Below are 19,410 nucleotides of genomic sequence, written 5' to 3' on the forward strand. Positions count from 1 at the left end.
CGGGCCACAAGACAGTTGCTCCTACGTCCGTGCTCGACCGTAGGGCGAATAACCGTTCGCGGTTATCCGCCGCCGGCCGGAACGCCGGTGCCCGACGGCCGCGGCGGATAACGCCGTAGGCGTTATGCGCCCTACGGGTTGGAAAGAGGCGGCGCAGCCTGCAAGACAGTTGCTCCTACGCCCGTGCTTCCCTGAAACCGTAGGAGCGGACTCCGTCCGCGATTCGCTGGTTTCCGCCCTACGCCAACCCGTACTTCTTCACCTTGTCGAACAGCGTGGTCTTGGCCATGCCCAGGGCCGCGGCGGCCTGGCTCAGGTTGCCGGCGTGGCGTTCCAGGGCGGCCTGCAGCAGGCTGCGTTCGAAGGCTTCCACGGCTTCGGCGAAGCGCGGTTCGCTGGCGTCCGGGCCGAGGCCGCTGGCGGTCAGCACCGGCAGGCCGAGGGCGAAGCGTTCGGCGACGTTGCGCAGTTCGCGCACGTTGCCCGGCCAGTCGTGGGCCATGAGGCTGGCGGCGGTGGCGTTGTCGATGGCCGGCGCCGGGCGGTCGAAGCGCAGCGAGGACTGCTGCAGGAAGTGCTCGAAGAGCATCAGGATGTCCTCGCGCCTCTCGCGCAGCGGCGGCAGTTGCAGGGTGATGACGTTGAGGCGGTAGTAGAGGTCGCTGCGGAAGCTGCCTTCGCGGCCCATGGCGGCCAGGTCCGACTTGGTCGCGGCTATCACCCGGCAATCCACCGGGATCAGCTGGTTGGAGCCCAGGCGCTCCAGCTGGTGTTCCTGCAGCACGCGCAGCAGCTTGATCTGCAGGTTCAGCGGCATGCTCTCGATCTCGTCGAGGAACAGGCTGCCGCCGTCGGCGTGCTCGATCTTGCCGATGCGCCGCTTGCCGGCGCCGGTGAAGGCGTGGGCCTCATGGCCGAAGATCTCGCTGTCGATCAGGCTTTCCGGCAGGCCGCCGCAGTTCAGCGCGACGAAGGCCTTGGCCTGGCGCCGGCTGTAGTCGTGCAGGCAGCGGGCGACCAGCTCCTTGCCGGTGCCGGTCTCGCCCTCGATGAGCACGTTGGCCGAGGTGTCGGCGACGTTGGCGATCAGCTCGCGCAGCGCCTGCATCGCCGGCGAGCGGCCGATCAGCCTGGCTTCCAGGGCCTGGCGCCCGGCCAGCTGGCGGCGCAGCTGGCCGATCTCGCGGCTGAGCCGGCGGCGTTCCAGGGCGCGCCGCGCCACGTCCACCAGGCGCTCGGGGGCGAAGGGTTTTTCCATGAAGTCGTAGGCGCCATCGCGCATGGCCTGCACGGCCATGGCGATGTCGCCGTGGCCGGTGATCAGCACCACCGGCAGCTGGGCATCCTTCTCGCGCAGGCGGGCCAGCAGTTGCAGGCCGTCCATGCCGGGCAGGCGGATGTCGCTGACGACGATGCCGGGGAAGTCGGCGCCTACGCGCCGCAGCGCTTCCTCGGCGCTGGCCACGCCGTCGCTGTCGATGTCTTCCAGGGCCAGGGCCTGCTGGCAGCCGAGCAGCACGTGGGGGTCGTCCTCGACCACCAGTACGCGGAGTTTTTCGTCGCTCATGGCGTGGGTTCCTGAGTGGGCAGCAGGGGCAGGCTGAGTTCGAAGGCGGTGCCGCCGGCCTCCGGGTGGGCCACGCCCAGGCTGCCGCCGGCGGCGGTGGCGAGGCTGGCCGAGAGCGTCAGGCCCAGGCCCAGGCCGTGCTCGCCGGGCTTGGTGGTGAAGAAGGGTTCGAACAGGTGCTCGCGGGCTGCCGGCGGGATGCCCGGGCCGTTGTCGCGCACCGTCAGGTGGTACTGCGCGCCCTCGCTGCGGCCGCTGAGCCAGAGCTGGCGGTCGGCCTGGCCGCTCATGGCGTCCAGGGCGTTGGCGACGAGGTTGACCAGTATCTGCTCCAGGCGCGTCTGGTCGATGCCCAGGCAGGCGTCGTCGAATTCGCGGTGCAGCACCAGCGGGCAGTCCTTCAGGCGCACCTGCAGCACCCGCAGCGCGGCGTCCACCGCCTTGCCCAGGCGCGCCTGGCCGTGGTCGTCGGCGCGCCGGGCGAAGGCGCGCAGGCTGGCGGTGATGCGGCCCATGCGGTCGACCATCTCGTTGATGGCCTCCAGGTTGCTGCTGGCGGTGTCCAGGGCGCCGCGCTGGAGGAAGCGCACGGTGTTGCCGGAGAGGGTGCGCAGCGCCGCCAGCGGCTGGTTCAGCTCGTGGGCGATGCTGGTGGACATCTGCCCGATGACCGCCAGCTTGCCGGCCTGGACCAGGCGGTCCTGGGCCTTGCGCAGGGTGTCCTCGGCCTGGCGGCGCTCGCGGATCTGCTCACGCAGATGCTGGTTGCTGGCACGCAGGTCGGCGGTGCGCTCGGCGATGCGCCGTTCCAGTTCGTTGTTGGCCTGCTGCAACGCTTCGCGGGCGGCCAGGCGGGTGGCCAGGACCTTGCGCCGCTCGTTCCAGGCGATCAGCAGGAACGCCAGCAGGGCGAAGCCCACCGCGGCCAGGGCGCCGTGGATCATGGCCTCGCGGCGCACGTCCTGCAGCGGGCTGAGCAGGGTGAAGTCCCAGGGCGTGTCGCCCAGGCGGCGGGTCTGCTTGAGGTACAGGTGCTCGGCATGGGCCACGCCGTTGGCGTCGTGGTCGCGGAAGCCGATTTCCTCCACGCCCTCGCCCAGGTCGCGGCGCGAGCTGGGCTGCCATTCGTTGAGCGCCCACCAGTAGTACTGCAGGCTGCGCGCCAGGCGCTCCTTGTCCGCGGCGCTGAGCGGGCGCACCGCCTTCAGGCGCAGCTGCGGGTTGCTGGAGAGGATGACGATGCCGTTCTCGTCGCTGACGAAGGCCTGCAGCTGGGCCTTCTCCCAGCGCTCCTCCAGGGCCTCCATCTTCACCTTGACCACTGCCACGCCGACGATGCGCCCGCCGTGCACCAGGCCGTGGGCCAGGTAGTAGCCGGGCTCGCCGACGGTGCTGCCGATGCCGTAGAAGCGCCCCGGGCGGCCCTGCACGGCGTCCTGGAAGTAGGCGCGGAAGGACAGGTCCTCGCCCAGGTAGCTGTCGGCGTCCTGCCAGTTGCTGGTGGCCAGCACCCGGCCGGAGGTGTCCAGCAGGTAGATGGCGCGGCTGCCGGCGCGGCGGTTGAGGCCTTCCAGGTAGGTGTTGACCTGGTCGCGGCGATAGGGCGTGGGCTCCAGCAGCAGGCGGGTGACGCCGCTCTCCAGCTCCAGCAGGCTGGGCAGGTAGGTGTAGCGGCTGATCTCGCTTTCCACCCCGCGGGCGTGCAGCTCCAGCTGGCGTTCGCCGCTGGCGACCAGGGCGCGGGTGCCGGCGCCGGCGCTGACCAGGTAGCCGCCATAGCCGAAGCCGAGCATCAGCAGGATCAGCGGGATCGGCAGCAGCAGGTTGCGCACGAGGCTGGGCTTCACGGTCGGCGGTGGCAGGGTCAATGGCTGGGCGGGCATTGCATCACAGTCGTCGGAAGCGGGCCAGCCCGGCGCCGGGCCGATGGAGAGGCTCTTCGTGGGAGCGAGGGGGACGCCTAGTTCTTGCTCGCGAACCGGGGATTGTTCGCGAGCAAGCTCGCTTCTACGAGAAACCGGGGTTTCAGCCGGTGATGGGTATCGCTGCGCTCCACCCATCCTGCGCAGGGGCGTGGGCGGGGCTTCAGTGGGTGAGGATCTTGGCGAGGAACTGCCGGGCGCGCTCGGAGCGGGCCTCGAGGTCGCCGAAGAATTCCTCCTTGGCGCAGTCCTCGACGATCTGCCCGCGGTCCATGAAGATCACCCGGTCGGCCACCTTGCGGGCGAAGCCCATCTCGTGGGTCACGCACATCATGGTCATGCCTTCCTGGGCCAGCTGGACCATCACGTCGAGCACCTCGTTGACCATCTCCGGGTCCAGCGCCGAGGTGGGTTCGTCGAACAGCATCACGATCGGGTCCATGGCCAGGGCGCGGGCGATGGCCACGCGCTGCTGCTGGCCGCCGGAGAGCTGGCCGGGGTGCTTGTGGGCATGGGCCTTCAGCCCGACGCGGTCGAGCAGCGCCAGGCCCTTTTCGGTGGCCTCGTCCTTGCCGCGGCCGAGCACCTTGACCTGGGCGATGGTCAGGTTCTCGGTGATGGTCAGGTGCGGGAACAGCTCGAAGTGCTGGAACACCATGCCCACCCGCGAGCGCAGCCTGGGCAGGTTGGTCTTCGGGTCGGCGATGGAGGTGCCGTCGACCACGATGTCGCCCTTCTGGAACGGCTCCAGGGCGTTGACGCACTTGATCAGCGTCGACTTGCCCGAGCCGGACGGGCCGCAGACCACCACCACCTCGCCCTTGCTCACCGAGGTGCTGCAGTCGGTGAGGACCTGGAAGTCGCCGTACCACTTGTTGACGTTCTGGATGGTGATCATAGGGCTAACCCTTTCTGCAGGCGCTTGACCGCGAAGGATGCGGTGAAGCTGACGATGAAGTAGACGAGACCGGCGAAGATCAGGAATTCGTGGGGCTGGCCGATGATGTCGCCGCGCGAGCGCGCCGCGTTGAGGAAGTCCATCAGGCCGACGGTGTAGACCAGCGAGGTGTCCTGGAACAGGATGATGCTCTGCTGCAGCAGCAGCGGGGTCATCTTGCGGAACGCCTGGGGCAGGATGATCAGCCGCATGCACTGGCCGTAGGTCATGCCCAGGGCCTGGGCCGCGCCCATCTGGCCTTTGGGAATGGCCTGGATGCCGGCGCGGACGATCTCGCAGAAGTACGCCGCCTCGAACATCACGAAGGCCACCAGGCAGCTGGTGAAGGCTCCCACCGGGGTGTCGCTGCCGGTGATCCAGCGCAGGATGTAGGGCACCGCCAGGTAGAACCAGGTGATCACCAGCAGCAGCGGGATGGAGCGGAAGTAGTTGACGTAGAAGCCCGCCAGGTTGCTCAGCAGGCGGTTGTGGGACATGCGCATCAGCGCCAGCAGGGTCCCCAGCACCACGCCGCCGACCACGCCCAGGGCGGTCAGCTGCAGGGTCATGGCCATGCCGTCCCACAGGCCCGGCAGCGCCGGGACGATCGAGCTGAAATCCATCACTTGCCCCCCACGGAGATCAGGCCGGGCAGCGCGACCTTGCGTTCCACCAGGCGCATGAACAGCATCAGGCTCATGTTCAGGGTGAAGTAGATCAGCGTGGCCAGGGTGAAGGCCTCGAACAGGTTGGCGCTGAATTCGGCGGTCTGCTTGGTCTGCGCCAGCAGCTCCATGAGGCCGATCAGCGAGGCCACCGAGGAGTTCTTGAAGATGTTGAGGAACTCCGAGGTCAGCGGCGGGATGATGATGCGGAAGGCCTGCGGCAGCAGCACGTAGCGGTACACCTGGGGCAGGCTGAAGCCCATGGCGCGGCCGGCGGCTATCTGCCCGCGGGGCAGGGCCTGGATGCCGGTGCGCACCTGCTCGCACACCCGCGCCGCGGTGAACAGGCCCAGGCACACCACCACGCTGATGAAGGCCGAGGTTTCCGGCGCCAGGCCGAGCTTGAACCAGTCCTGCAGCGGCTGCGGCAGCAGGTCCGGGACCAGGAAGTACCAGAGGAACAGCTGCACCAGCAGCGGCACGTTGCGGAACAGCTCGACGTAGCCGGTGCCGATGGCCGACAGCCAGCGGTTCGGCGCGGTGCGCAGCACACCCAGCACCGAGCCCAGCGCCAGGGCGACCAGCCAGGCGGTGAGGGCGACGGCGATGGTCCAGCCCAGGCCGGTGAGGTACCAGTCCAGGTAGATCTCGTCGCCGATCCCGGTGGACTTGAAGAACACGCTCCAGTCCCAGTTGTAGTTCATGCAGGTTTCCCTCGAAGGCCCCCGTGAGGGCGTCGAAACGGCCGGAACGCGGCGCGCGGGCGCCCGCGCCCGTGGGTGACGGGCGTGTTCCGCTGGTGGATCAGGAAGAAGGAAGAGGAGGCCGGGAGCGCCGCCGGCGCTCCCGCTCCCCGCCGGCCCGCGCCTCGTGAGCGCGGGCTGGCGCCACCGTTACATCTGCTCGGCAGACTTGTCGGTGGGACTGGCGATCAGCTTCTTGAGCGTGTCGCTCATCGGGAATTCGAGGTTCAGGCCCTTGGGCGGCACCGGCTGGGTGAACCACTTGGCGTAGATGTCGTTGATCTGCCCGGAGGCGAAGGTGTCGGCGATGGCCTTGTCGACCACCTGCTTGAAGCCCACGTCGCCCTTGCGCACCATGCAGCCGTAGATCTCGTAGGACTGCGGGGTGCCGACCACCGTCCAGTCGTCGGGCTTCTTGGCCTTGGCCATTTCGCCGTAGAGCAGCGCGTCGTCCATCATGAAGGCCACGGCGCGGCCGGATTCGAGCATCAGGAAGGACTCGCCGTGGTCCTTGGCCGAGATGATGTTCATGCCCATCTTCTTCTCGGCGTTCATCGACTTGAGCAGGCGCTCGGAGGTGGTGCCGGCGGTGGTCACCACGTTCTTGCCCTTGAGGTCGGCGAAGTCGCTGATGCCGCTGGTCTTCTTGGTCAGCAGGCGGGTGCCCACCTCGAAGATGCCGAGGGAGAAGTCGACCTGCTTCTGGCGCTCCAGGTTGTTGGTGGTGGAGCCGCACTCGATGTCCACGGTGCCGTTCTGCACCAGCGGGATGCGCGTCTGCGAGGTGACCAGGTTGTAGCGCACCTTGAGGTCGGGCATGCCCAGCTGCTGCTTGACCGCCTCGACCACTTTCAGCTGCAGGTCGTGGGAATAGCCCACCGGCTGGCGCGGGTCGTCGGCCAGGTAGGAGAAGGGAATGGAGGCGTCACGGTGGCCGAGGACGATGGTGCCGGAGTCCTTGATCTTCTTCAGGGTGCCGGTGAGTTCCTCGGAAAGGGCCGGAGTGGCGAACAGGGCGGCGACGATGGCCACGCCCAGCACACGGGGTGCGATACGCATTGATGCTTCCTCGACTTGTTCTGGTTGTTGTCGATCCTGCGGCAGGCGTACCCGGCGGCTGGCCCTCCTGGCGCCCGACGGGCAAGCGCGGCGCTGCCGCATGCTCACGGGAAGCTAGAGAGCAGGGACCGTGCCAGTCCCTTGCTATTAATGTAACTTTATGATTTTTAAGGATTTATATCTGGCGATGGCGCGCCGTCGAGGACGTCGGCGTTCGGTCTTCCGGATAGATGCCATTTGTACGTTCGGTTTTCCGAACGCGACTGGGCCCGCTCCTACAGTCCCAGGGAAGCACGGTCGTAGGAGCGGGCCCTGCCCGCGAATCGCGCGCAGGGCGCGCTCCTACAGGTGGGACAGCGGTGGCGGGGTAGGAGCGGACTCCGTCCGCGATAGGCCGAGCCCCGTTGCGAAATCGCAGATGAATCCGTGCTTCCCCGGCTCGTAGGGCGCATAACCGTTCGCGGTTATCCGCCGCCGGCCGGGGCACCGTTGCCGAGGGCAATGGCGGATAACGCCGTAGGCGTTATGCGCCCTACGGGCCTAGGCCGCCGGTGCCTGCTGGGCGTCCAGGCGATGGAAGCTACCCCACTCGCCGCGCCGGAACGGCTTGTCGCGGTCGGCCATGTAGGCGGCGATGCGTTCCAGCATCTGGTGGGTGGGCGCGCGCACGCCGGTCACGCCCTGCAGCGAGGCCAGCAGCAGGACCATGGCCAGCAGCAGCGGCGACAACGACGGCAGGCGGCGCTGCGTCAGGCAGAGGAAGGCGCCGCTGGCGGCCAGGCCGACGGCCAGCCCGCCGTAGACTTCCGCCGGCGAATGCACGTTGATCTGCAACCGCGACACCCCCACCAGCACCGCCAGCACGGCGCCTCCGGCCGCGGCGGCCAGGCGCCAGATGGGGCGGGTGGGTACCAGCAGGCTGCAGAGCACTGGCAGGACGCTGGCGGCCAGCATGCTGTGGCCGGACAGCCCGGTGAAGTTCCACGCGGGAATGCCGATGCCCCACCCCATGAAGGCCAGTTTGGAGACCAGGGTGGCGCCGGCGGCCAGGCCGAACAGCAACAGCCAGCAGTGGGCGTTGCGGCTTTCCCGGCGCAGCAGCAGCCAGGCATAGATGAACAGCGCGCAGGGCAACAGCAGGGAGCTGTCGCCGAAGCGGGTGATGAGGTTCCAGAGGTTCATGGGCTTGCAGGCGGTCCTTCGAGGGGCCGAACCATAGCACAGCGAAGGCTCTGCCATGGGCCCGGCCGATCGGAGGCGGCTCAGGCGGGCTCGTCCTGGCGCGCCGCCCGGCCCTCGCGGCGCAGCAGCTCGTGCTTGCGTTCCAGGCCCCAGCGGTAGCCGCCGCTGCCGCCGTCGGCCGCCACCACCCGGTGGCACGGCACCAGCAGCCCCACCGGGTTGCTGGCGCAGGCGCGGGCGATGGCCCGGGGGTGGCTGTGCAACTGTTCGGCCAGTTCGCCGTAGCGCCGCGTCTGGCCGCTGGGAATCTGCGCCAGGGCGTGCCAGACGCGCAGCTGGAAGGCGCTGCCGTGCAGGTCCAGGGGCAGGCCGGCGGTGCGTTCGGGCTGCTCCAGCTGGCGCAGCACTTGGCCCAGCCAGTCGCCCAGGCCGGCGTCGTCGCGCTGCAGCTCGGCGGCGGCGAAGCGTTGGCGCAGTTCCGCCTCCAGTTGCCCCGCTTCGTCGCCGAACAGCAGGGCGCAGACGCCCCGCGGGCTGGCGGCCAGCAGCACCTGGCCGAGCGGGCAGGGGGCGATGGCGTAGCGCAGCCGGGTGCCGGCGCCCTTCTGCCGGCGCTGCGCCGGGCTCAGCGCGGTGGGTGCCTCGTAGAGCGCGCGGGTGCCGGAGTAGCCCGCCTCCAGGGCGGCGTCGAGCACCGAACGCGCCTGCGGCAGGGCGGCGGCCAGGCGCTGCTGGCGGCGGGCCTCGGCCCAGGCCCGGGGCGTCAGGCCGGTGCGGGCCTTGAAGGCGCGGGCCAGGTGCGAGGCCGAGAGGCCGATGCGGGCCGCCAGCTCTTCCATGGTCAGCGGGCGCTCGGCCTGCTCCAGCAGCTGGCAGGCGGCGGCGACCAGGGCGTCCAGGCGCTGCGCCGGGCTCTCGCCGTCGGGCGTGCAGCGCCGGCAGGGGCGGAAGCCCGCGGCTTCGGCGGCCGCCGCGTCGGCGTGGAAGCGCACGTTGGCGCGGCTCGGCCGCCGCGCCGGGCAGCTCGGCCGGCAATAGACGCCGGTGGAGCGAACGGAAAACACGAAACGCTGGTCGAAGCCGGCGTCACGCTCGCAGACCGCCTGCCAGCAGCGTTCATCATCGGGAAGTGAGGGCATGGTGCTCTCCGTGGAGGACCAGGGACATGGGTAAATTGTCGGCGCCACCCGGCGGGCGGGCAATCCGTAATCGCTTTTCAAACTGCCGGCTACGCTTGCAGGAGGTCCGTCGAGAGCCCGCCATGCCCTGCCGCCGACTCCTTCACCACTGCCTGCTGCTCTGCGTCCTGCTGTGCCCGCCGCTGTGGGGCGCGGAACTGACGCTCAGCCCCCGCGAACGCAGCTGGCTGGAGGCCCATCCGACGCTGCGGGTGGGCATTTCCCGGGACGGCTGGCCGCCGTTCGAGATGGTCGACGCCCAGGGCGGGTTCCAGGGCATCAGCGCCGACTACCTGAACCAGGTCGCGCAGCGCCTGGGCCTGAGCCTGCAGACGCAGACCTTCGACGACTGGGCGCAGGTGATCGAGGCGGCGCGCAATGGCCAGGTCGACCTGTTGCCGACCGTGGCGCGCTCGCCCGAGCGCGAGCAGTTCCTCGCCTTCAGCCGGCCCTACCTGAGCACCAGCAGCCTGATCTTCGCCCGCCGCGACAGCAGCGTGCGGATGCTCGACGACCTGTCCGGCAAGCGCGTCGCCGTGGAGCGCGACTTCGCCGTGCACGACCTGCTGCGCACGGCGGTGCCGGGGGTGTCCTTCGTCATCGTCGACGACACCGCCGAGGCGCTCAAGGCCGTGGCCTCCGGGAACGCGGACGCCTACGTGGGCAACCTCATCTCGACCAACTACCTGCTCGGCCAGCTCAACCTGAGCAACCTCGAGGTGCGTGGCGACAGCGGCCTGGACAACAGCCAGGTGCGCTTCGCCGTGCGCCGCGAGCTGGCGCCCCTGGTACCGCTGCTCGACCGCGCCCTGGCCAGCATCGACGCCGACGAGCAGGAGCGCATCCGCCAGCGCTGGCTGCCGCAGCTCGACGCCTTCGACTGGATGCAGCTGCTGCAGGCGCTCTGGCCCTACGTGGCGGGCTTCTTCGCCCTGCTCACCTTCGTGCTGATCTGGAACCGCCGCCTGCAGATCCAGGTGGCCGAGCGCGCCCGCGCCGAGGCCGAGGAGCACCGCCAGCGGCGCACCCTGCTGGCGCTGATCAACGCCATTCCCGACCCCATCTGGTTCAAGGACACCGAGGGCCGCTACCTGGGCGCCAACCACGCCTTCGCCGAATGCCTGGGGCTGCCGGCCGAGGACGTCATCGGGCGCAGCGACGCCCAGCTGTTCAGCGATGCCGCCAGCGCCGGCCGCGGCGAGCGCGACCGCCAGGCGCTGTCGGCCAGCCAGCCGTTCGCCAGCGAGGGCTGGGTGGTCTACCCGGACGGCCGGCGGGTGCTGTTCGACACCCTGCGCAGCGCCTTCCACGACGACCACGGCGGGTTGCTCGGGCTGGTCGGGGTGAGCCGCGACATCACCGCGCGCAAGGCCACCGAGGAGGCCCTGGCCCAGGCCCGCGACCTGGCCGAGCAGGCGGCGCGGCTGAAGAGCGAGTTCCTGGCCAACGTCAGCCACGAGATCCGCACGCCGCTGAACATCATCATCGGCCTTGCGCATCTGCTGGAGCAGACCGCCCTGGACCCGCAGCAGCGCGACTACCTGGGCAAGATCCAGGGCTCGGGCCAGTACCTGCTGGAGCTGATCAGCGACATCCTCGACCTGTCCAAGGTGGAGGCCGGCCGCCTGGAGTTCGAGCACCTGGACTTCGACCTGGAGCGCCTGCTCGGCGAGCTGGTCGACCTGCTGGCGATCCGCGCCGCGGGCAAGGGCCTGAGCCTGGAGTGCCACATCGACCCGCGGCTGCCCTCGCACCTGCTGGGCGACTCGCTGCGCCTGCGGCAGATCCTGATGAACTACGGCAACAACGCGCTCAAGTTCACCGAGCGCGGCGGGTTGCAGCTGGAGGTGCGCCTGGACATGCAGGCCGGCGACGAATACTGGCTGTACTTCGGCCTGCGCGACAGCGGCATCGGCATCAGCCAGGCGCAGCAGGAACGGCTGTTCGAGTCCTTCCGCCAGGCCGACAACTCCATCACCCGCCGCTACGGCGGCTCCGGCCTGGGCCTGGCGATCTGCAAGCGCCTGGCCGAGGCCATGGGCGGCGAGGTCGGGGTGGACAGCGCGCCGGACCAGGGCAGCCTGTTCTGGTGCCGCCTGCCCATGGGCCGGGTGGAGGACGCGCGGCCCATCGACCTGTCGCGCATCCTGCGCTCGCCCCCGGCGCCGCTGCTGCAGGCGCCGGAACCGGCGCCCGCGCAGGCCCGGGAGGAATTGCCGACGGAACAGCGCCAGCAGGCCGAGCAGGTGGTGCGCCGCCTGGCCCACCTGCTGGCCGCCGACGACCCTCGTGCCGGACGGCTGGTCGGCGAGCGCGCGGGCCTGCTGCGCAGTATCTTCAATGACGGGTACGACGACGTCGCGGCGAGCATCCGTCGCTTCGAGTTCGAGCGGGCCCTGGAAAAACTGCTGGTGTTGTCGCGCGAGCGCGACATCCGCATCTGACCGTAGAGGAGTGAGGCCATGGACAGCATGCTGGACCGGCCGGACCAGGAAGTGATCCTGGTGGTCGACGACCAACCCGACAACCTGATGCTCATGAGCGAGCTGCTCATGGGCCAGTACCAGGTGCGCGTCGCCGGCAGTGGCGCCAAGGCCCTGCGCCTGGCCGCCAGCGAGCCGCGGCCGGACCTGGTGCTGCTCGACATCATGATGCCGGAGATGGACGGCTACGAGGTCTGCCGCCAGCTCAAGGCCGACCCGCTGACCGCCGAGATCCCGGTGATCTTCCTCACCGGCATGGTCAGCACCGCCGACGAGCAGCGCGGCCTGGACCTGGGCGCGGTGGACTACATCACCAAGCCGATCAGCCCGCCGGTGACCCTGGCGCGCATCCGCGCGCACCTCAAGCTCAAGGCCAACGCCGACTTCCTGCGCGACAAGAGCGAATACCTGGAGCTGGAAGTGCGCCGCCGCAGCCGCGAGCTGCAGGCGGCCCAGGACGCCACCCTGGAGGCCATGGCCACCCTCTGCGACCTGCGCGACAACCCCCACAGCCGCCACCTGCTGCGCATCGAGCAGTACATGCGCCTGCTCGCCGACGCCCTGGCCCGCCGCGAGGGCGAGGCCGGCGGCCTGGACCTGGAGCAGATCGAGCTGCTGGCGCGCTCGGCGCAGCTGCACGACATCGGCAAGGTGGCGGTGCCCGACCGCGTGCTGCTCAACCCCGGCCAGCTCAGCCCCGAGGACCTGCTGCTGATGCAGAGCCACACGCGCATCGGCCACGACGCCCTGGCCGCCGCCGAGCGCCGCCTGGGCACCCCGGCGGAATTCCTGCGCTACGCCAAGGAGATCGCCTACGGCCACCACGAGCGCTGGGACGGCACTGGCTACCCGCGGGGCCTGCGCGGCGAGCAGATCCCGCTGTCGGCGCGCCTGCTGGCGCTGATCGACTGCTACGACGAGCTGACCAGCCGCCATCCCTACCACGCGACCTTGTCGCCGGATGAGGCCCGCCAGCAGATCCTCGCCGCCAGCGGCAGCCACTTCGACCCGCAGGTGGTGGAGGCCTTCGCCGAGGTTGCCGACGGCTTCGCCGCCATCGCCATCCGCTACGCCGACGACGACCAGGCCCTGGGCAGCGAGATCGAGCGCATGGCCGACGCCCTGGGGGAAAGCATCGAAATGACCACGACGCCACCATGATTCCGGCGGTCGGTGCTGGGCGCCACCCGGCGCATGTCGTATAAGGGGCGGCTGCGGCCGCTTGGGCCGGATATGAACGACGACGGAGCCTGATGAAGACACCCAAACGCATAGAGCCGCTGATCGAGGACGGCCTGGTCGACGAAGTGCTGCGCCCGCTGATGAGCGGCAAGGAAGCGGCGGTCTACGTGGTGCGCTGCGGCGAGCAGCTGCGCTGCGCCAAGGTCTACAAGGAGGCCAACAAGCGCAGCTTCCGCCAGGCCGCCGAATACCAGGAGGGCCGCAAGGTGCGCAACAGCCGCCAGGCCCGGGCCATGGCCAAGGGCTCGCGCTACGGCCGGCGCGAGCAGGAGGAGGCCTGGCAGAACGCCGAAGTGGCGGCGCTGTTCCGCCTCGCCGGCGCCGGCGTACGGGTGCCCAAGCCCTACGACTTCCTCGACGGCGTGCTGCTGATGGAGATGGTCGCCGACGAAGACGGTGACGCCGCGCCGCGCCTGAACGACGTGGTGCTGGAGCCGGAGCAGGCGCGCGAATACCACGACTTCCTCATCCGCCAGATCGTCATGATGCTCTGCGCCGGGCTGGTGCACGGCGACCTCTCGGAGTTCAACGTGCTGCTCGGCCCCGACGGCCCGGTGATCATCGACCTGCCCCAGGCGGTGGACGCGGCGGCCAACAACCACGCCTTCCGCATGCTCGAGCGCGACGTCGGCAACATGGCCGCCTACTTCGGCCAGTTCGCCCCGGAGCTCAAGGACACCCGCTACGCCAAGGAGATGTGGGCGCTGTTCGAAGACGGCAAGCTGCAGCCGGACACCCCGCTGACCGGCCACTTCGACGAGCCGGAGGAAGAAGCCGACGTCGACGCGGTGATGCGCGAGATCGCCGCTGCCCTGCGCGAACAGGAGCGCCGCGAGGCGGCCCGCGCCGAGCAGGATGGCCCGCCGCGCGCCGAGGAACCGCCACCGCCGCCGTGGTTGCAGTGACTCCGCAGGCGGCGCGCCTGATCGCGCTGCTCGCCGCCTGTCCGCAGCGCATGGGCCTGCTGCGCGCCCTGCGCGAATACGGCCCGCCCGGCGCCTGGATCGGCGCCGGCTTCGTGCGCAACGCCGTCTGGGACCACCTGCACGGCCTGGCGCCCGGCACCCTGGCGGACGTGGACGTGCTGTATTTCGACGGGGGTAGCCTGCAGGCCGAGGCCGACGAGGCTTTCGAGCGGCGCCTGGCCCGGGCCTGCCCGCAGGCGCCCTGGTCGGTGCGCAACCAGGCGCGCATGCACCTGCGCAACGGCGACGCACCCTATGCCGACGTCGCCGACGCCATGCGCCACTGGCCGGAAGTCTGCACCGCGGTGGCGGTGCGCCTGGCCGACGAGGGCCTGGAACTGCTGGCGCCGCTGGGCCTGGACGACCTGTTCGGCCTGCGCGTCCGCCCCACCGAACACTTCCGCGGCAAGCCCGAGGCCTACCGCGATCGCCTGCGCCGCAAGAACTGGCCGAGGCGCTGGCCGAAGCTGGAGGTAGAGCGGTTGTAGCGACGCTGTATGCGTTTTTTCCGCGGCAACTGTGTACATACACCCCGCAGCGGCCCTGCTAGCGTGGCACGATCCCACCCGGAACCACCGCCATGCCCTTGCCGCACATCCTCCTCGCCCTGCTGGTCACGCTGATCTGGGGCGTCAACTTCGTCATCATCAAGGTCGGCCTGCACGACTTCCCGCCGCTGCTGTTCTGCGCCCTGCGCTTCGCCCTGGCGGCGCTGCCGCTGGTGTTCCTGCGCGGGCCGCTGCCGGCGCCGTTCTGGCGCATCGTGCAGATCGGCGTGCTGCTCGGGGTGGTCAAGTTCGGCCTGCTGTTCGTCGGCATGCACCTGGGCATGCCTGCCGGGCTGTCGTCCCTGGTGTTGCAGAGCCAGGTGTTCTTCACCGTGCTGATCGCCGCCGCCTTCCTCGGCGAACGCCCCAGCCGCCGCGCCCTGGCGGGCCTCGCCGTGGCCGCCGCCGGGTTGCTGCTGATCGGCCTGGAACGCCCCCTGGGCGACAGCCTGCTGGCCTTCGCCCTGGTGATGGCCGCGGCCCTGGCCTGGGCCTTCTCCAACATCGCCACCAAGCGCTCCGGGGCCAGCGACATGCTGCGCCTGATCAGCTGGGTGAGCCTGATCCCGCCGTTGCCGCTGCTGGCCCTGTCGTGGGTCTTCGAAGGCCCGCAGGCCATCTCGGCGGCGCTGACCAGCATCAGTTGGGAAGGCATGGGCGCGCTGCTCTACATAGCCTTCCTCGCCACCACCGTGGGCTTCGGCCTGTGGAGCTTCCTGCTGCGCCGCTACCCGGCCAGCCAGGTCACCCCCTTCGCCCTGGCGGTGCCGGTCTCCGGCCTGCTGTCCGGCTGGCTGCTGCTGGGCGAACGACTCACCGCCCAGGACTGGCTGGCCTGCGCGCTGGTCTTCGTCGGCCTGGCGGTGACGGTGCTGCCGGCTTCGGTGTGGCGGCGTGGCGCGGTGGCGCAGGTTCGTGGCTGATTCCGCTCAGGCGGCCGCTGCGGCCCAGTCGTAGGGCGCATAACGCCAACGGCGTTATCCGCCGATGGCGGCGGATAAAGCGTTCCGCTTTATGCGCCCTACGGTGGAGTCCAGCCCAGTGACAGCGACTCTCTCGATTCCGGTCCTTTCGCTGGCCGGCAGCCGTAGTGGTTGCCGACGTGATGCATTTCCCTTCTCGGCACGGACTAGCCCCTCTCCCTTCAGGGAGAGGGTTGCGGACTCCGACGATGCTCCGGAGCCTGGCTTGACTCCGCACCCCCTCCCTAACCCTCCCCCGCAAGCGGGAGAGGGGACCGTTGGGCAGAATGAAGGGCCCTGGCGTCAGCCGGAGGCATCTGCGATCGATTCCGGGCCAACCGGCGAGCGACGAGCTGCCCGAGTGCTCCGAACGGCCCCCTCTCCCTTCAGGGAGAGGGCTGGGGAGAGGGTTGCGGACTTCGACGATGCTCCGGCGCGTGGCTTGACTCTGCACCCCCTCCCTAACCCTCCCCCGCAAGCGGGCGAGGGACCGTTGGGCAGAATGAAGGGCCATGGAGTCAGCCGGAGGCATCTGCGATCGATTCCGGGCCAATCGGCGAGCGACGAGCTGCCCGAGCGCTCCGAACGGCCCCCTCTCCCTTCAGGGAGAGGGCTGGGGAGAGGGTTGCGGACTTCGACGATACACCGGCGCTGGGCTTGGCTCCGTCCCCCACCCTAACCCTCCCCCGCAAGCGGGAGAGGGGACCGTTGGGCAGAACGAAGGGGCATGGAGTCAGCCGGAGGCATCCGTGATCGATTCCGGGCCAACCGGTGAGCGACGAGCTGCTCGAGCGCTGCGGACAGCTCCCTCTCCCGCTTGGGGAGAGGGTTGCGGACTTCGACGACACGCCGGCGCTGAGCTTGGCTCCGTCCCCCTCTCTAACCCTCCCCCGCAAGCGGGAGAGGGGACCGTTGGGCAGAACGAAAGGCACTGGCGTCAGATGGTAGGTCCGTTCGCGAGCAAGCTCGCTCCTACGAAAGACTCGCCGTGCCTCGATCCGTAGGGCGCATAACGCCAACGGCGTTATCCGCCGATGGCATCGCTCAGTGACAGCAGCTCCCCGACTCCAGGTCCCTGAGGATCGGGCAGTCCGGGCGGTGGTCGCCCTGGCAGTGGTCGTGGAGTTCCTGCAGGGTGTCGCGCAGGGCGGTGAGTTCGGCGATCTTGCGCTCCAGTTCGGCGATGTGCTGGCCGGTCAGCGCCTTGACGTCGGCGCTGGCGCGGCCGTGGTCCTGCCAGAGGGCGAGCAGGCGGCCGACTTCTTCCAGGGAGAAGCCGAAGTCCCGCGAGCGGCGGATGAACGCCAGGCGGTGCAGGTCCTGCTCGCTGTAGTGGCGGTAGCCGCTGGCGCTGCGCCCGGCGGGGGCGAGCAGGCCGATGGATTCGTAGTAGCGGATCATCTTCGCCGACAGGCCGCTCTTCTTCGCCGCTTCACCTATGTTCATCGTCGCCTCCGCTTGCGTTCGCGCCGTGCGCCGGCTTCCAGCGCTTGAGCAGCAGGGCGTTGCTCACCACGCTGACGCTGGAGGCGGCCATTGCGGCGCCGGCGACCATCGGGTTGAGCAGGCCGAAGGCGGCCAGGGGCACGCCGACCAGGTTGTAGATGAAGGCCCAGAACAGGTTCTGGCGGATCTTCGCGTAGGTGCGCCGGGCGATGTCCAGGGCCTCGGGGACCAGCCGCGGGTCGCCGCGCATCAGGGTGATGCCGGCGGCGTGCATGGCCACGTCGGTGCCGCCGCCCATGGCGATGCCGACGTCCGCCGCGGCCAGCGCCGGGGCGTCGTTGATGCCGTCGCCGACCATGGCCACCACCTTGCCGCCGGCCTTCAGCTGCGCCACCACCACGGCCTTGTCCGCCGGCAGCACTTCGGCGTGGACGTCGTCCAGGCCCAGGGCCTGGGCCACCACCCGTGCGCTGCCGCGGTTGTCGCCGGTGATCAGGTGGCTGTCGATGCCGCGTTCGTGCAGCGCCTGCACCGCCTCGGCGGCGCCGGGCTTCAAGCTGTCGCCGAAGGCGAACAGGCCGAGCAGGCGCGGCTGCGGCTGCAGTTCGAGCAGCCAGGACAGGGTGCGGCCCTGGCCCTCCCATTCGACGGCCTTGCCTTGCAGCTCGCCGGCGGCCAGGCCCTGCTCGTCGAGCAGGCGGCGGTTGCCCAGGGCCAGCAGGCGTTCGCCGACCTGGCCCTGGATGCCGCGCCCGGCCAGGGCCTGGCTGTGGCTCACGATGGGGACGCGCAGGTGCTGCTCGGCGCAGGCGCCGAGCACCGCCTTGGCCAGCGGGTGCTCGCTGCCGCGCTGCAGGGCGCCGGCCAGGGCCAGGGCGGCGTCGGGCTCGCCCTCGGCCACGGCGAAGTGCACCAGGCTGGGCGTGCCCGAGGTGAGGGTGCCGGTCTTGTCGAAGGCCACCGCGCTCACCGCGTGGGCCACCTCCAGGGCCTCGGCGTCCTTGATCAGGATGCCGTGGCGCGCGGCCACGCCGGTGCCGGCCATGATCGCCGTCGGCGTGGCCAGGCCCAGGGCGCAGGGGCAGGCGATGACCAGCACGGCCACCGCGTTGATCAGCGCGGTTTCCACCCCGGCGCCGGCCAGCAGCCAGCCGGCCAGGGTGAGCAGGGCGATGCCGATCACCACCGGGACGAAGACGTTGCTCACCTTGTCCACCAGCTTCTGGATCGGCGCCTTGGCCGCCTGGGCGTCTTCCACCAGGCGGATGATGCGCGCCAGCACGGTTTCCCCGCCCAGGGCGGTGGCGCGGATGGTCAGCAGGCCCTCGCCGTTGATGGCGCCGCCGGTCACCGCGTCGCCCGGGCCCTTGGGCACCGGCAGGCTTTCCCCGGTGATCAGCGCCTCGTCGGCGTGGCTGCGGCCGTCGAGTACCTTGCCGTCCACCGGGAAGCGTTCGCCCGGGCGCACCAGCAGTTCGTCGCCCAGGCTCAGTTCGGCGATGGCGACGTCTTCCTCGTGGCCGTCGCGGATGCGCGTGGCGCGTTCCGGGCGCAGCGCCTCCAGGGCGCGGATGGCCGCGGCGGTCTGGCGCTTGGCGCGGCTTTCCAGGTACTTGCCGAGGAGGACCAGGGCGATCACCACGGCGCTGGCCTCGAAGTACAGGTGCGGCATGGCGCCGGGGGCGGCGCTCAGCCACAGGTACAGGCTCAGGCCGTAGCCGGCGCTGGTGCCCAGGGCCACCAGCAGGTCCATGTTGCCGCTGCGGGCGCGCAGCGCCTTCCAGGCCGAGACGTAGAAGCGCGCGCCTATGACGAACTGCACCGGGGTCGCCAGGAGGAACTGTACCCAGGCCGGCAGCATCCAGTGCAGCCCGGCCCATTCGGCGAGCATCGGCAGCACCAGGGGCACGGCCAGGACGATGGCCGCCAGCAGGAACCAGCGCTCGCGGGCCAGGCGCGCCAGGGCCGGGTCTTCGGCGGGGCGCTCGGGTTGCAGCAGGCGGGCGTGGTAGCCGGCCTTCTCCACCGCGGCGATGAGCGTGGCCGGCTCGACCGGGCCGAGCAGGTCCAGGCGGGCGCGCTCGCTGGCCAGGTTGACGCTGGCCTCGCGCACCCCGGGGACCTTCTTCAGCGCGCGCTCCACGCGGCCCACGCAGCTGGCGCAGGTCATGCCGTCGATGGCCAGTTCCAGGCTGTGGCTGGGTACCTGGTAGCCGGCGTTCTCCACCGCGGCCACCAGGGCCGGCAGCTGTTCGGGCGAGTCGAGGCTCACCCGCGCCTGCTCGCTGGCCAGGTTGACGCTGGCCGCCAGCACCCCCGGTACCTTCTTCAGGGCCCGTTCGACGCGGCCGACGCAGGACGCGCAGGTCATGCCGGTCACCGGCAGGTCGAGTTCGATGGGGCTGTTCATGGACGCTCCTCCTGATGTCCGCGGCCCGGCTCCGGCGGGGCGGCGGTCACGATCCGACGATGCCCAGAGGATGAACCTTGCCACGAGGGCAAGGTCAAGCC

At 70.2% G+C, this 19,410-nt stretch carries 15 protein-coding genes; 5 read left to right on the forward strand and 10 right to left on the reverse strand.

Going from position 1 to position 19,410, the window contains the following annotated elements; all coding sequences use genetic code 11:
• Window positions 1-238: 238 nt before the first annotated feature.
• The 8 genes from PKO50_RS02350 to ada form a co-directional block, all read right to left on the reverse strand.
• Window positions 239-1,567: a sigma-54 dependent transcriptional regulator gene (locus PKO50_RS02350; protein ID WP_109934197.1), complete on the reverse strand. Its 1,329-nt coding sequence runs from the start codon at window positions 1,565-1,567 to the stop codon at window positions 239-241.
• Window positions 1,564-3,450 (reverse strand): sensor histidine kinase, encoded by a 1,887-nt coding sequence (locus PKO50_RS02355; RefSeq protein WP_275628697.1) that lies wholly within the window; start codon window positions 3,448-3,450, stop codon window positions 1,564-1,566. Before PKO50_RS02355 ends, PKO50_RS02350 begins: the two co-directional genes overlap by 4 nt.
• A gap of 202 nt (window positions 3,451-3,652) precedes the next feature.
• Window positions 3,653-4,387, reverse strand: a complete 735-nt coding sequence (locus PKO50_RS02360) for an amino acid ABC transporter ATP-binding protein (protein ID WP_089389662.1) — start codon at window positions 4,385-4,387, stop codon at window positions 3,653-3,655.
• Window positions 4,384-5,052, reverse strand: a complete 669-nt coding sequence (locus PKO50_RS02365; protein WP_275628698.1) for an ABC transporter permease subunit — start codon at window positions 5,050-5,052, stop codon at window positions 4,384-4,386. The genes PKO50_RS02360 and PKO50_RS02365 overlap by 4 nt, the downstream gene beginning before the upstream one ends.
• Window positions 5,049-5,795, reverse strand: a complete 747-nt coding sequence (locus tag PKO50_RS02370) for an amino acid ABC transporter permease (protein ID WP_109934194.1) — start codon at window positions 5,793-5,795, stop codon at window positions 5,049-5,051. Before PKO50_RS02370 ends, PKO50_RS02365 begins: the two co-directional genes overlap by 4 nt.
• Window positions 5,796-5,984: 189 nt before the next feature.
• Window positions 5,985-6,893, reverse strand: a complete 909-nt coding sequence (locus PKO50_RS02375) for a glutamate/aspartate ABC transporter substrate-binding protein (protein WP_275628699.1) — start codon at window positions 6,891-6,893, stop codon at window positions 5,985-5,987.
• A 540-nt stretch (window positions 6,894-7,433) separates the two neighbouring features.
• Entirely contained in the window at window positions 7,434-8,075 is a 642-nt protein-coding gene (locus tag PKO50_RS02380) for a phosphatase PAP2 family protein (RefSeq protein ID WP_275628700.1), read from the reverse strand.
• A gap of 80 nt (window positions 8,076-8,155) precedes the next feature.
• Window positions 8,156-9,214, reverse strand: coding sequence for a bifunctional DNA-binding transcriptional regulator/O6-methylguanine-DNA methyltransferase Ada (gene ada / locus PKO50_RS02385; protein ID WP_275628701.1), 1,059 nt, complete (start codon window positions 9,212-9,214; stop codon window positions 8,156-8,158).
• Window positions 9,215-9,336: 122 nt separating this feature from the next.
• Here ada and PKO50_RS02390 point away from each other — a divergent pair, with 122 nt between their 5' ends.
• From PKO50_RS02390 to PKO50_RS02410, 5 genes are all read left to right on the forward strand, one after another.
• A complete protein-coding gene (locus PKO50_RS02390) occupies window positions 9,337-11,697 on the forward strand; it encodes a transporter substrate-binding domain-containing protein (protein WP_275628702.1) in 2,361 nt (786 codons plus the stop codon).
• 18 nt (window positions 11,698-11,715) lie between these two features.
• A complete protein-coding gene (locus PKO50_RS02395; protein ID WP_275628703.1) occupies window positions 11,716-12,897 on the forward strand; it encodes a two-component system response regulator in 1,182 nt (393 codons plus the stop codon).
• Between the two features lie 92 nt (window positions 12,898-12,989).
• A complete protein-coding gene (locus PKO50_RS02400; protein WP_089389654.1) occupies window positions 12,990-13,883 on the forward strand; it encodes a PA4780 family RIO1-like protein kinase in 894 nt (297 codons plus the stop codon).
• Window positions 13,884-13,933: 50 nt separating this feature from the next.
• The gene (locus tag PKO50_RS02405) at window positions 13,934-14,431 is read left to right on the forward strand and encodes a nucleotidyltransferase family protein (RefSeq protein WP_109934668.1); all 498 of its coding nucleotides are present in this window, start codon (window positions 13,934-13,936) and stop codon (window positions 14,429-14,431) included.
• 92 nt (window positions 14,432-14,523) lie between these two features.
• On the forward strand, window positions 14,524-15,414 hold the full coding sequence (locus PKO50_RS02410; RefSeq protein WP_275628704.1) for an EamA family transporter: 891 nt from the start codon (window positions 14,524-14,526) through the stop codon (window positions 15,412-15,414).
• Between the two features lie 1,083 nt (window positions 15,415-16,497).
• On the opposite strand, the gene cueR is transcribed toward PKO50_RS02410, so the two are convergent.
• Both cueR and PKO50_RS02420 read right to left on the reverse strand, forming a co-directional pair.
• A complete protein-coding gene (gene cueR, locus PKO50_RS02415; RefSeq protein ID WP_275628705.1) occupies window positions 16,498-16,899 on the reverse strand; it encodes a Cu(I)-responsive transcriptional regulator in 402 nt (133 codons plus the stop codon).
• On the reverse strand, window positions 16,886-19,309 hold the full coding sequence (locus PKO50_RS02420) for a heavy metal translocating P-type ATPase (protein ID WP_275628706.1): 2,424 nt from the start codon (window positions 19,307-19,309) through the stop codon (window positions 16,886-16,888). The genes cueR and PKO50_RS02420 overlap by 14 nt, the downstream gene beginning before the upstream one ends.
• Between the last annotated feature and the right edge of the window lie 101 nt (window positions 19,310-19,410).

Origin of the sequence: Pseudomonas sp. 273 (assembly GCF_029201425.1) — a bacterium.
Classification (GTDB): domain Bacteria; phylum Pseudomonadota; class Gammaproteobacteria; order Pseudomonadales; family Pseudomonadaceae; genus Pseudomonas; species Pseudomonas delhiensis.

What these genes read in the sequence shown, in the direction of transcription:
- PKO50_RS02350 (WP_109934197.1), bottom strand. Translation starts at nt 1,567, where the DNA reads ATGAGCGACGAAAAACTCCGCGTACTGGTGGTCGAGGACGACCCCCAC.
- PKO50_RS02355 (WP_275628697.1), bottom strand. Translation starts at nt 3,450, where the DNA reads ATGCCCGCCCAGCCATTGACCCTGCCACCGCCGACCGTGAAGCCCAGC.
- PKO50_RS02360 (WP_089389662.1), bottom strand. Translation starts at nt 4,387, where the DNA reads ATGATCACCATCCAGAACGTCAACAAGTGGTACGGCGACTTCCAGGTC.
- PKO50_RS02370 (WP_109934194.1), bottom strand. Translation starts at nt 5,795, where the DNA reads ATGAACTACAACTGGGACTGGAGCGTGTTCTTCAAGTCCACCGGGATC.
- PKO50_RS02375 (WP_275628699.1), bottom strand. Translation starts at nt 6,893, where the DNA reads ATGCGTATCGCACCCCGTGTGCTGGGCGTGGCCATCGTCGCCGCCCTG.
- PKO50_RS02380 (WP_275628700.1), bottom strand. Translation starts at nt 8,075, where the DNA reads ATGAACCTCTGGAACCTCATCACCCGCTTCGGCGACAGCTCCCTGCTG.
- ada (WP_275628701.1), bottom strand. Translation starts at nt 9,214, where the DNA reads ATGCCCTCACTTCCCGATGATGAACGCTGCTGGCAGGCGGTCTGCGAG.
- PKO50_RS02390 (WP_275628702.1), top strand. Translation starts at nt 9,337, where the DNA reads ATGCCCTGCCGCCGACTCCTTCACCACTGCCTGCTGCTCTGCGTCCTG.
- PKO50_RS02395 (WP_275628703.1), top strand. Translation starts at nt 11,716, where the DNA reads ATGGACAGCATGCTGGACCGGCCGGACCAGGAAGTGATCCTGGTGGTC.
- PKO50_RS02400 (WP_089389654.1), top strand. Translation starts at nt 12,990, where the DNA reads ATGAAGACACCCAAACGCATAGAGCCGCTGATCGAGGACGGCCTGGTC.
- PKO50_RS02405 (WP_109934668.1), top strand. Translation starts at nt 13,934, where the DNA reads ATGGGCCTGCTGCGCGCCCTGCGCGAATACGGCCCGCCCGGCGCCTGG.
- PKO50_RS02410 (WP_275628704.1), top strand. Translation starts at nt 14,524, where the DNA reads ATGCCCTTGCCGCACATCCTCCTCGCCCTGCTGGTCACGCTGATCTGG.
- cueR (WP_275628705.1), bottom strand. Translation starts at nt 16,899, where the DNA reads ATGAACATAGGTGAAGCGGCGAAGAAGAGCGGCCTGTCGGCGAAGATG.
- PKO50_RS02420 (WP_275628706.1), bottom strand. Translation starts at nt 19,309, where the DNA reads ATGAACAGCCCCATCGAACTCGACCTGCCGGTGACCGGCATGACCTGC.